The organism is Streptomyces sp. NPDC050508 (assembly GCF_040655155.1).
Classification (GTDB): Bacteria; Actinomycetota; Actinomycetes; order Streptomycetales; family Streptomycetaceae; genus Streptomyces.
This window is the reverse complement of the sequence record NZ_JBFAJJ010000001.1, coordinates 290451-301555: the sequence shown is the minus strand read 5'-3', so window position 1 is coordinate 301555 and position 11105 is coordinate 290451. Positions and strand designations below refer to the sequence as shown.

Here is an 11105-nt window from a genome sequence, read left to right as displayed (position 1 = left end):
ATGGCGTATATTTACGTCGTATACGTACACCTTGCCCCCGTAGGTGCATAGAGTCAACACGAGTGGCACCGGCACGGCCCACCAGGTGGAGGCGAGGCATGGCCAAGGAACGGGCGAGCGCACAGAACAAGGACGACCGGGCCGGGGCGGGTCCGGCGCGCCGGGCCGGCGACCGCGGCCGGTACGGCCGACTGAGCCGGGAGCGGGTCCTGGCCAGCGCCCTGGAGCTGGTCGACCGGGAGGGCCTGTCGGCGCTGAGCATGCGGCGGCTGGGTGCCGAGCTCGGTGTCGAGGCGATGGCGCTGTACCGGTATGCGGCGAGCAAGGACGCCCTGCTGGACGGTTTGGTCGAGGCGCTGTACCTCGAACTGGAGGAACGGCTGGCCACCGCCGACGGGACCGCTACACCCGAGTGGCGCAACGAACTGCACCGGATCGCGCGGGCGACGTACGAGGTCTGCCTGGCCCATCCGCAGGTGGTGCCGCTGCTGTCCACCCGCATGCTGGCGGTTCCGCTGGCCCGGCGGCCGCTCGCCGTGCTGCGGCAGCACGAACGCGTGCTCGCACTGCTCCGGGACGCCGGGTTCGGCGAAGTCCGTGCCACCGCGGTCTTCCGCGCCTTCACCGGGTGGGTGCTCGGCTACGCGTCCGTGGAACTGCAGGCCATGGTGGACAACCCCGAGGAACCCGACCCCGCGTTCCGCCTCGGACTGCACCGGATGCCGTCGCACGAACTGCCCCGGCTCCGGGAGGCCGCCGCCACGCTCGCCGAGCGGGGCGGACCCGAGGGCCTGACGGTTGGACTGGAGGCTCTTCTCGACCGGTTTGCCGGGGCGTAGCGAGGAGCACACAGCCGCAGTCCTCGCCCTGAACAGGGCGCACCACGCATCCGTATCCCTCATAGAGGACCTCTCGCGACAGACGCGGACAAGCCCGACGACTCCCGAAAGGTCCCGAAGGAGATGAGCCACATGGCGATCTCGGCACGAGTTGCACTCACTACGACGGCTCTGGCGTTCTCCGCCGCACTTGTCCTGGCCGGCTGCTCCAGTGGGGGCAGCAGTCAGTCCAGCGGCGCAGCCAGCACGAGCACCACGAAGGCCGCGTCCGGCACCCAGGTGACGGTCACCGAGACCGAATACGCGCTGAAGCTGTCCCAGAGCTCCTTCACTCCCGGCACGTACACCTTCACCGCGGACAACGCCGGCAAGGTCACACACTCCCTGGAGATCGACGGCCCGGGCGTGTCCGACGTCAAGACCAAGAACCTCGGCGGTGGCCAGCAGGCGGCGCTGACGGTGACCCTCAAGAAGGGCACCTACGAGCTGTACTGCCCCGTCGACGGTCACAAGGGGCTGGGCATGGATCAGCACATCACGGTCCCCTGAACCGCCCGCTCCCGCCGGGCCTTGGTCAGTGCAGGTCGGCGGCCTGCTCGGGGCTCTCGTCGAGGAAGCCGCCCGACTGGTGCTGCCACAGCTTCGCGTAGGCGCCCTCGGCCGCCAACAGCTCCTGGTGCGTGCCCTGTTCGACGATCCGGCCGCGGTCGAGGACGACGAGCCGGTCCATACCGGCGACGGTGCTCAGCCGGTGGGCCACGACGAGTGCGGTCCGGCCCTCCATGAGCCGCCACAGCGCTTCCTGGACGAGGACCTCGCTCTCGGAGTCGAGGGCGCTGGTCGCCTCGTCGAGCAGCAGGATCGGGGCGTCGCGCAGGATCGCCCGGGCGAGGGCGACGCGCTGGCGCTGCCCTCCGGAGAGCTTGATCCCGCGCTCCCCCACCATCGTGTCGAAGCCGTCCGGCAGCGCGTCGGCGAACTCGGTGACGTGCGCGGCCTCGGCCGCCCGGCGGACCTCGGCGTCGGTGGCGTCGGGCCTGGCGAAGGTGAGGTTCTCGCGCAGGGTGCGGTGGAACATCGCCGGGTCCTGCGGCACGTAGGCGATCAGACTGCGCAGGTCGGCCTGGCGCAGCTTGCTGATGTCCTGACCGCCGATCAGGATGCGTCCGGCGTCGATGTCCGTCATCCGCAGCAGCAGTCGGCTCAGCGTGGTCTTGCCGCCGCCGGACCGGCCGACGAGGCCGATCTTCGTGCCGCTGGGGACGGCCAGGTCGAGCCCGTCGAAGAGGGTGTCCGCGCCCGCGTGGGCGAACGTCACGTTCTCGAAGCGGACGTCGGCGGCACGGGACCGCAGCGGCTCCGGGGACGACGGGTCGACCACGGTGGGCGGCTCCAGCAGCAGTTCGGTGAACTGCGCGGCCTCGGTCATCGAACTTTCCAGGCGCCGGTAGATCTGGTTGAACTCGAACATGATCCGGGTCGCGTTGCTGTAGTACGTGAAGGCGACCACGACCGCCTCGACGCCGTGCTCGCCCCCGCCGAGGGCCACCGCGAGCAGCAGGCCCAGCGCGTTGGTCAGCACGGAGAGCGGTGCGACGAGGGTGTCGATGCGCAGGTTGCCGTAGTCCCAGGAACGGAGCGTGAGCCGGCGGGACTTGGCGACGCGGGAGCGGTGCTCGGCGGCCTCGCGTTCCTCGGCGGCGAAGGCGCGGACCGTGTCCATGTTCATCAGGCTGTCGGCGACATGGCCGGACACCCGGGCGATGGCCTCCTCGCGCAGGTCGACGAGTGCCTGACGGCGCCGGATGAGCGGTGCCACGACCAGGGCGGTCAGCCCGATCATCGCCAACAGGCCTACGACCAGCAGCGGTTCGTAGCGCCACAGCACGACCGAGCCGAACAGCAGTGGTACCAGGCTGCCGACGACCTGGAAGGTCATCGTGTCGACGAACTCCTCGAACCGGGAGGCGAAGCTCAGGACCCGCTTGGTCAGCGAGCCGGCGAAGTTCTCGTGGAAGAACGCGGCGTCCTTGGCGAACAGTTCGTCCATGCCGATCACGTACAGGTGCTCGATGCCGAGTGCGTCCAGCCGGTTCAGGCAGTGCAGTCCCAGGCGCCACAACACCTCGGCGAGCAACAGCACTCCGGCGAAGCCGAGGACGTACGGCAGTGTCGTGCCGACGCTGATGCCCGCGTCCCCGGCGATACGGCCGACGAGCTTGGCGACGATCAGCGGTGCGATGTAGTTGATGCCGATGTTGCCCACCGCCGGCAGCAGTGTGGCGGGCGCGGTCCACCGGCGGAGCCGGGTCAACTCCCGTCCGTAGTAACGAAGAGCGAGTAACACCGAGCCTCTGCGCGGCCCGGTGTTGCGCGATTCAGGCGATCCCATCCCCACCCCGTGATGTCGACGGCAGCCCGGTAAAAGGGCAGGCCGGAAGTGGCAGTGTCCCGCGTCGACACCCGTGCGGTCCAAGCGTTTTTCCCTCAACAGCTGTGATGCGCACGGGGTTTGCGGGCCCTACGGTGACACCATGGCGATCGATGCAGTGAGCGAACCGATGCGGCTTCCCGACATGCCGGTGCACGATCCGTTCGTGGTCGCCGACGACACGACCCGCACCTATCACCTCTACACGTCCAACGATCCGTCCGTGTCGGGTGTGGGGGGTGTCGGCACGATGGTCTACCGCAGCCACGACCTGCGCGACTGGACGCGTCCCGCGGTGGTGTTCCTGGCGGCGGAACAGCACAACTTCTGGGCGGGCGACGGTGGTTGGGCGCCGGAGGTGCACGCGTGGCACGGCAGGTACTACCTGTTCACCACGCTGCACGACGAGAACAGCCCGCTTCCGGTGCCGCCGACCGGCCGGTGGGGCACGCCGTTTCAGCTCGCGAACCACCGACGGGGCACGATCACGGCCGTGTCCGATTCCCTGCTCGGACCCTTCACCATGGTCGACCCCGCCCGCCCCACGCCGCCCGAGCACCTCATGACCCTGGACGGCACGCTGTACGTGGACCCGTCCGGGCAGCCGTGGATGGTGTACGCGCACGAGTGGCTGCAGACCGTCGACGGCACGATGGAGGCGATCCGGCTGGCCCCCGACCTGACCGGGACGATCGGTGATCCGCTCTTCCTCTTCAAAGCCTCGGACGCGCCCTGGATCGGCGAGGAGATCCCCGCCGGTGTACCGCACCAACTCCCGCCCTACGTCACGGACGGCCCGCAGTTGTACCGCACCCCTGACGGGTCGCTGCTCATGCTGTGGTCGACGTACGAGAAGAACGTGGTCGGTGCGGACGGCAGCCTCACCGGTGGTTATGTGCAGACCTGTGCCGTCTCCAAGTCCGGTGCGATCGACGGGCCTTGGCAGCAGCGGCGACCGCTGGTCCGGAACGACAGCGGTCACGGCATGCTGTTCCACACGTTCGACGGTCGGCTGATGATGATCCTCCACCGCCCGTTCGAGAACGCGCGCGGCAAGCTGTACGAGATGGAGTGGGCGGGGCACGAGGTGCGGGTGCTGCGGCAACGGACGGACCTCGACGGCGGCGGCTGACCCGGCAATCGTTTCTCGCTACTGCTTGACCGCGCCGGCCAGTCCGTTGATGAAGAACCGCTGCAGCACGATGAAGATCAGGACGATGGGGAGCAGGGTGATCACCGATCCCGCGCACACCAGGGTCCAGGCGGTGGAGTTCTGACCGATGAAGTTGAACATGCCCACCGAGAGGGTGTGCAGTTCGGGGCGGGAGAGGGTGAAGACCAGCGGGATGAAGAAGCTGTTCCAGGCGTTGATGCAGGCGAACAGGCCCACGGTCGCCAGCATCGGCCCGGACAGCGGCAGCATGATCCGCCAGAAGATCTGGTGGAAGTTCGCCCCGTCCACGCGGGCCGCGTCCTCCAACCCCCGGTCGATCGTCGTGAAGTAGCCCATGAAGAGGAAGGTGCCGAAGACCATCCCGCCCGCCGACTGGACGATGACCACCGACCAGAGCGTGTTGAGGAGGTGGAGGCGCTGGATGAGGTCGAAGACCGGGATGATCGTGTAGCCGTGCGGCAGGAAGAGCGTCACTCCGACCAGGCCCAGCCAGAGTTTCTTGCCGGGGAATTCGGTGCGCGCCAGGACGTAGCCCGCCATGGAGGTGGCGAGCAGGGTCACGATGACCGTGCCGGTCGCGAACAGGACCGTGTTGACGAAGAACCGGCTGAAGTCCGCCTGTGTCCAGGCCTCGCTGTAGTTGGACCAGTGGAACTCGGAGGGGATCGGGTTCAGTCCGCCGGAGAAGAAGCCGTCGGTGCTCTTGAGTGAACTGCCGAGCGCCCACAGGAACGGGTAGAGCCAGATGAGGCCGCCGCCGAGCAGCGCGAGGTAGAGCAGCCCGCGTCGGCCTTGGCGCAGGCTCAACCGCGGTCGCGGGCGCGGACGTTGGGACAGTGTGGACATCGACGTGACCCTTTACTGGTTGGCGGCCGTGCGCCGTCGGCTGATCCCGCGCAGGGCGAGGACCTGGAGTGCGGAGAAGACGATGAGCAGCAGCCCGTAGAGGAACGAGGCGGCGGAGGCCAGGCCGATGTCGGGCTCGGCGGCGGCGCCGGCGGAGCCGCCGAAGGCCAGGTGGTAGATGTAGGTGTTGACGACCTCGGTGGCGAAGTACGGGCCGCCGCCGGTGAGGACCTGCACCAGGTCGAAGACCTGGAAGCTGCCGATGAACGCCAACACCACGATGACGACGCCGACTTGGCGCAGCATCGGGATGGTGATGCGGAAGAAGGACTGCACCGGTCCGCAGCCGTCGAGCTTCGCCGCCTCGTACAGCTCGGCCGGGATGGTCTGGAGTCCGGCGAGGAAGTAGACGAGGTTGTAGCCGAGGGTGTGCCAGATGCCGATCGCGATGATCACGGCCAGGGCGGTGTGCGGGTCGCCGAGCCAGTCGATGTGCCCGTCGGTCATCCCGGTCTTGGCGAGCAGACTGCCCGCCGAGTCACCGAAGTTGGCGAGCATGAGCTGGATGACCACGCCGACGACCGCGGCCGAGGTGACGACGGGGATGAAGTAGACGGTCCGGAAGAACAGCGCGAACTTGAGCTTCGGGTTGTTCAGCACCAGCGCGAGCGCCAACGCCAGCAGGAGCTGCACCGGGACGAGCACGAAGGCGTAGACGAAGGTGTGCCCGACCGCGCCCCAGAAGATGCTGTCGTGCAGGATCTGCCGGAAGTTGGCCAGGCCCACGTAGTTGCCGGGTGCGCCGATGCCGTTCCAGCGGTAGAAGGTGTAGCCGAAGGACGCGAAGATCGGATAGACCACAAAGGCCAGTAGGAGTACGGCCATGGGGGCCAGGTAGAGGTACGACCACTTGGCGGCGCGGATGCGGCGGCCGAGGCCGGGGTGGGCGGCGACGGGTGGTGGGGGCGGGGACGCTCGCCTGTGCTCACGGGTGTCGAGGAGTGACATGGTGACGGCTCACGCCTTCTTCTTCGTGGTGTACGGCTTGGTGGGGTCCCAGTCCGCGAAGACGTAGTCGGACATGCTGACCTTCTTGCCCTGCTTGGCCACCGCGGCGACCGCTTCGGACTGGAGCTGGAACTTCTTGTCGGCCAGGCTGGTCAACGCGCCCTGGATGTCCTTGATCTGACCGGTGTAGATGCCGGTCACCACATCGCTGATGTCCGGCTTGGGCACGCTGGGCGCGACGCCGGCCAGCTCCGGGTTGCGTACGAGGGGCACCGGGCCGCGCAGTACCTGCTCGGTCATGCCGATGAAGGCGGCGAAGGGCTTGGAGTCGATGCCTTCGGGGTTGTTGTTCGCGGGGTGGGCCGAGACGCCGTTGAGGTCCTCGACCCAGCGCCGTCCGGCGGCGGGGGACGTCAGCGCGTCGAGCCACTGGAACGCCTCGTGGGCCTTCTTGCTCTTGGCGGAGACCGCGGCGAAGGTGCCGTTGCCGACCGGGTCGGCGTAGTAGTAGCCCTTCGGTGTCGCGGTGGGCGAGGGCAGGGTGACCAGGCTGTAGTCGGTGAACTTGTGCTGGGTCCACTCGGGTTGGTTCCACACGCCGCCGACGGTCATGCCGAACTTGCCGCGCTCGAAGAACGCGCGGGCCGCTTCGTCGGACAGGCTCACGGAGTTGGGGTGGAAGAAGCCGCGCTTCTTCCATTCGACGAACAGCTCCAGGAATTCGGCGTACGAACGGTCCGTACCGAACGTCCACTTGCCGACGCGGTAGTCCATGCCGGTACCGGGCACGGTGGGGGCGCCGCCCGGTGCACCCGCGCCGCGGACGAACAGGTCCAGCCACCAGGCGAGGACGCCGATGCCGTCGGCGTTGCCGAAGCCGAAGCCGTACGACTTGCCGCCGCTCTTCTTGGTGATCGTCTGGGCCGCGCTGGTGACCTCGTCCCAGGTGCGGGGCAGCTTCACGCTCCCGTCCGGGTTCGTCAGCCCGGCGGACTTGAAGACGCCGTGGTGGATGTAGAGCTGCAGCTGCGGGCCCGAGCCCTTCAGCGGAGCCGAATACACCTTGCCGCCGAAGACGTTGGCGCCTTCCAGGAAGGTGCCCTCCGGGAAGCGTGACTGCCAGGCCGGGGTCGCCCACTCGTCGAGCGGGTGCAGCCAGCCCTTGGCGACCTGCTCGGCGACGCTGGGGACCTGCGGGATCATGAAGACGTCCGGCGGGTTGCCGCTGCGGTTGGCGAGCGCGACCAAGTCCGGGTACTTGGCGTTCTGTTGGGTGGTCTTCTTGACGCCGACCCCCTTGTGGCCCTTCTCGAAGAGCTCGATCTCCTTGTCGACCCAGGGGGCTTGGGTGACGTACCAGTCCCAGTAGGTGAGCGCGTCCGCCGACGAGGAGGGGGAGCCGGAGCCGCACGCGCTCAGCCCGCCACCCAGTGCGAGGGTGCCGGCGCCGAGTGCGGCGGTGCGCAGGAGGCCGCGTCTGGAGACGTTCGACGAAGTCATCTGGTGTTCCTCCGAGGCATGTAACGTTCACTGAACCGTTTACAGTAATCGGGACGTTAAGTGGAGGTCTCACAGCCGTCAAGAGGTTCGGCAATCCTGGATAAGTTCCGACAGGTACCTGCACTCGGGCCGTAGAGAAACCCTCGCCAGTTGTGTAACTTTTTCATCGGTGTTACTTACATCGGCTGTTCACCTGGGCGAGGAGAAGCAGAGCATGGCTCAAGGTCGGGGTTCCGCAGGTCGGGCGACGATCCGTGAGGTGGCGTCGCGCGCGGGCGTGTCCGTCGCCACCGTGTCGCGGATTCTCAGCGGGGCGTACACGGCACCTCCGGCGACACACGAGCGGGTCATGCAGGCCGTGCACGACCTCGACTACGTGGTGAACGCCAACGCCCGCTCCCTCTCCACCGCTTCGGGGATGGTGGCGATGGTGGTCAACGACATCACCTCGCCGTTCTTCATGAACGTCGCCTCGGGAGTGGAGGAGCAGGCCGTCGCCGACGGCCGGGTCTGCCTCGTCTGTTCCACCCAGGGCGTCCCGGAGCGCGAACTGTCGGTGATCAACCTGATGCGCCAGCGCGGCGCGGAGGCGATCATCCTGGTCGGCGGCATGGCCGAGACCGAGGAGCACCTCGCCCAACTCACCGCCGCCGCCGAGGGGATGGACCGGGCCGGCGCCCGTCTGGTGCTGTGCGGGCGGACGTGGCGGGGTGGTGCGAAGGCACCGGTGGACGTGGTGGAGTGCGACATGGAGAGCGGCGCCTTCGCCGCCACCAGCCACCTGCTCTCCGCCGGCCACACCCGGGTGGCCCACCTGGCGGGCCCGCACGAGTTCAGCGTGGCGGGCCAGCGCCTCGAAGGGTACGAGCGAGCGCTGCGCGCGCACGGCATCAAGCCCGATCAGGCGCTCGTCGCCGAGAGCGACATGACACGCGAGTCCGGATACGAGGCGGCCTGCCGGCTCCTGACCGACACCGACGCCACCGCGATCTTCTGCGCCAATGACATGAGCGCCGCCGGCACCATCGCCGCCGCCCGCGACCTGGGCCGCTCGGTCCCCGACGACCTCTCCGTGGTCGGCTTCGACGACATCCCGCTCGCCGAGGACCTCTACCCCCGCCTCACCACGGTGCACGTCCCCCAGCAGGAGCTCGGCCGCTCCGCGACCCGCCTCGCCCTGCACCGCCGCCCCACCGATCCGCCGAGCCGCCGTGTGGTGCTCGGCTCGCACGTCGTCGTACGCCAGTCGGTGGCACCCCCGGCCCGCCTCAACGCCCCAGGAAAGGCCGACAGTTGATACCAGAGGACCGGCTCCTCTCCCCCCGCACCGGCTGGACGCGCGCACACTGGGAGGCGCTGGCCGACGCCCAGCTGACCGCCGTCCGCCCGTACGCCACCGACCGGCACGCGCTGCTCCACCTGCCCGGCCCCGACAGCCGCAACGGCCGGCACAGCGACGGCCTCGAAGGCTTCGCCCGCACCTTCCTGCTCGCCGGCTTCCGCCTGGCCCGGTCCGGCGACAACGACCCGGGCGACCACGCCAGTTGGTACGCCGAGGGCCTGGCCGCCGGCACCGACCCGGGCTCTCCGGACCACTGGCCGAGCATGCGCGAGTGCGGGCAGGCCAAGGTGGAGTGCGCGTCGGTGGCCATCGCGCTGCACGAGACCCGGCCCTGGATCTGGGACCGGCTCGACGACGTCGTACGGCAGCGGATCGTCGCCTGGATGACGGACCTGCTCGGCAGCGACGTCCCCGACAACAACTGGGTCTGGTTCAGGGCGACCACGTCGGCGTTCCTGCGCTCGGTCGGCGCCCCGTGGAACGCCTCCGACATCGACCATGCCATCGCGCGCACGGAGGCCTGGTACGCGGGCGACGGCTGGTACGCCGACGGCGGCGGCACGGACGGCGCGCTGCGGCACTTCGACCACTACTCGGGCTGGGCCATGCAGTACTACCCGCTCTGGTACTGCCGCGTCTCCGGCGCCGACGCCGATCCCGCGCTGCTCCCCCGCTACCGGGCCCGGCTGCGCCGCTACCTCGACGACGCCCAGCACCTCGTGGCGGCCGACTGCGCCCCGCTGTACCAGGGCCGCTCCCTCACGTACCGCTACGCGACGCTCTGCGCGCTGTGGGCAGGCGCCGTCTTCGACGCCACTCCCCTGCCGCCGGGCCGCACCCGCCGCCTCGCGAGCGGAGTGCTACGGCACTTCACAGAAGCCGGCTGCTTCGACGGCCGCGGGCTCCAACCGCTGGGCTGGCACGGGGAGTTCACGGCCATCCGGCAGCCGTACTCGGGGCCCGGCTCGCCGTACTGGTCGAGCAAGGGCTTCGCCGGCCTCGTGCTGCCGGCCGAGCATCCGGTCTGGTCGGACAAGGAGGAGGCGCTGCCGATCGAGACCCGGGACGTGCGGCGGACGTTGACCGCCCCGGGGTGGCTGGTCTCCGGCACGGCCGCGGACGGGGTCGTGCGCGTCGTCAACCACGGCAGCGACCACGCCTTTGGCGACGGCACCGCCCCCGAGGCGGACGACCCGGTCTACAGCCGCCTCGCCTACGCCTCCCACGCCGCCCCCGACAGCACGGAGGCGAGCCTGAACGACCCGCTCGACTCGCACATCGGGCTGCTCGACGCCGAAGGGCGGCCGTCCCACCGCCGCCCGTTGACCCGCCTGCACCTCGGCGTACGCACCGCTGTGTCCCGCCATCGCGCGCACTGGCCGCTCGGCCCGGTACCCGCGCCGTACGCCCACGACGCCGCGCCCGCCTTCCGTACGGGCCCGTGGCTCACGACGGCGTCCATGCTGAACGGCCCGCTGGAGATCCGGCTCGCGCGCGTCGACGGCCCGCTCCAGGAACCGCTGCGGCTACGGCTCGGCGGCTACTGCCTGGCCGCCGCCGAGCCGCCGCTCGCCCAGGAGGCGACCCGGCCCGCCGCTTGGGTGAGCCGTCCGACCGGGCTGTCCAGCACGGTGGTCGGGCTGCGCGGTTTCGACGTGTCGGGCATCACCACCGCGCGTGACGCCAATGCCTTCGGCGCGCACTCGGCAACACCGTGGCTCGCTACGACCACCGAGGTCGAACCGGGCACGGTGTACGCCGCGTTGGTCTGCCTCTCCGGAGTGGTCGATGGGCCGGGTGCGGCCGAAGCCGTACGCCTGGAGGTCTGTTACGACGGTGACGGCACCGCCCTCGTCTCGGTCGCCTGGCCCGACGGGACGAAGGACAACGTCCGCCTGGAGCCGCCGAGTTGACGAGTGAGGGTACGGCGTGGGACGCGGGCTGTCAGGGGCCCGCGCCCCACGC

At 69.5% G+C, this 11105-nt stretch carries 9 protein-coding genes; 5 read left to right on the top strand and 4 right to left on the bottom strand.

Going from position 1 to position 11105, the window contains the following annotated elements:
* Nucleotides 1-98: 98 nt before the first annotated feature.
* Complete coding sequence (locus AB0I69_RS01385) at nt 99-839, top strand: TetR/AcrR family transcriptional regulator C-terminal domain-containing protein (RefSeq protein WP_363093402.1); 741 nt, start codon at nt 99-101, stop codon at nt 837-839.
* Between the two features lie 132 nt (nt 840-971).
* Nucleotides 972-1388, top strand: a complete 417-nt coding sequence (locus tag AB0I69_RS01380; RefSeq protein WP_363093401.1) for a plastocyanin/azurin family copper-binding protein — start codon at nt 972-974, stop codon at nt 1386-1388.
* Nucleotides 1389-1413: 25 nt separating this feature from the next.
* Here AB0I69_RS01380 and AB0I69_RS01375 read toward each other — a convergent pair whose 3' ends face one another.
* Entirely contained in the window at nt 1414-3231 is a 1818-nt protein-coding gene (locus AB0I69_RS01375) for an ABC transporter ATP-binding protein (RefSeq protein WP_363093400.1), read from the bottom strand.
* A gap of 142 nt (nt 3232-3373) precedes the next feature.
* Here AB0I69_RS01375 and AB0I69_RS01370 point away from each other — a divergent pair, with 142 nt between their 5' ends.
* Nucleotides 3374-4402, top strand: a complete 1029-nt coding sequence (locus tag AB0I69_RS01370; protein ID WP_363093399.1) for a glycoside hydrolase family 43 protein — start codon at nt 3374-3376, stop codon at nt 4400-4402.
* Between the two features lie 18 nt (nt 4403-4420).
* On the opposite strand, the gene AB0I69_RS01365 is transcribed toward AB0I69_RS01370, so the two are convergent.
* From AB0I69_RS01365 to AB0I69_RS01355, 3 genes are read right to left on the bottom strand one after another with little or no spacing between them, the layout of a single operon-like run.
* A complete protein-coding gene (locus tag AB0I69_RS01365) occupies nt 4421-5290 on the bottom strand; it encodes a carbohydrate ABC transporter permease (RefSeq protein ID WP_363093398.1) in 870 nt (289 codons plus the stop codon).
* Between the two features lie 12 nt (nt 5291-5302).
* A complete protein-coding gene (locus AB0I69_RS01360; RefSeq protein ID WP_363093397.1) occupies nt 5303-6298 on the bottom strand; it encodes a sugar ABC transporter permease in 996 nt (331 codons plus the stop codon).
* A gap of 9 nt (nt 6299-6307) precedes the next feature.
* Complete coding sequence (locus tag AB0I69_RS01355; RefSeq protein WP_363093396.1) at nt 6308-7798, bottom strand: extracellular solute-binding protein; 1491 nt, start codon at nt 7796-7798, stop codon at nt 6308-6310.
* 214 nt (nt 7799-8012) lie between these two features.
* Here AB0I69_RS01355 and AB0I69_RS01350 point away from each other — a divergent pair, with 214 nt between their 5' ends.
* Together AB0I69_RS01350 and AB0I69_RS01345 are read left to right on the top strand one after the other, a co-directional pair.
* Complete coding sequence (locus tag AB0I69_RS01350; protein WP_363093395.1) at nt 8013-9095, top strand: LacI family DNA-binding transcriptional regulator; 1083 nt, start codon at nt 8013-8015, stop codon at nt 9093-9095.
* Entirely contained in the window at nt 9092-11053 is a 1962-nt protein-coding gene (locus tag AB0I69_RS01345; protein ID WP_363093394.1) for a DUF2264 domain-containing protein, read from the top strand. The genes AB0I69_RS01350 and AB0I69_RS01345 overlap by 4 nt, the downstream gene beginning before the upstream one ends.
* The last annotated feature ends 52 nt before the right edge of the window (nt 11054-11105 follow it).

What these genes read in the sequence shown, in the direction of transcription:
- AB0I69_RS01370 (WP_363093399.1), top strand. Translation starts at nt 3,374, where the DNA reads ATGGCGATCGATGCAGTGAGCGAACCGATGCGGCTTCCCGACATGCCG.
- AB0I69_RS01380 (WP_363093401.1), top strand. Translation starts at nt 972, where the DNA reads ATGGCGATCTCGGCACGAGTTGCACTCACTACGACGGCTCTGGCGTTC.
- AB0I69_RS01385 (WP_363093402.1), top strand. Translation starts at nt 99, where the DNA reads ATGGCCAAGGAACGGGCGAGCGCACAGAACAAGGACGACCGGGCCGGG.
- AB0I69_RS01375 (WP_363093400.1), bottom strand. Translation starts at nt 3,231, where the DNA reads ATGGGATCGCCTGAATCGCGCAACACCGGGCCGCGCAGAGGCTCGGTG.
- AB0I69_RS01365 (WP_363093398.1), bottom strand. Translation starts at nt 5,290, where the DNA reads ATGTCCACACTGTCCCAACGTCCGCGCCCGCGACCGCGGTTGAGCCTG.
- AB0I69_RS01360 (WP_363093397.1), bottom strand. Translation starts at nt 6,298, where the DNA reads ATGTCACTCCTCGACACCCGTGAGCACAGGCGAGCGTCCCCGCCCCCA.
- AB0I69_RS01350 (WP_363093395.1), top strand. Translation starts at nt 8,013, where the DNA reads ATGGCTCAAGGTCGGGGTTCCGCAGGTCGGGCGACGATCCGTGAGGTG.
- AB0I69_RS01355 (WP_363093396.1), bottom strand. Translation starts at nt 7,798, where the DNA reads ATGACTTCGTCGAACGTCTCCAGACGCGGCCTCCTGCGCACCGCCGCA.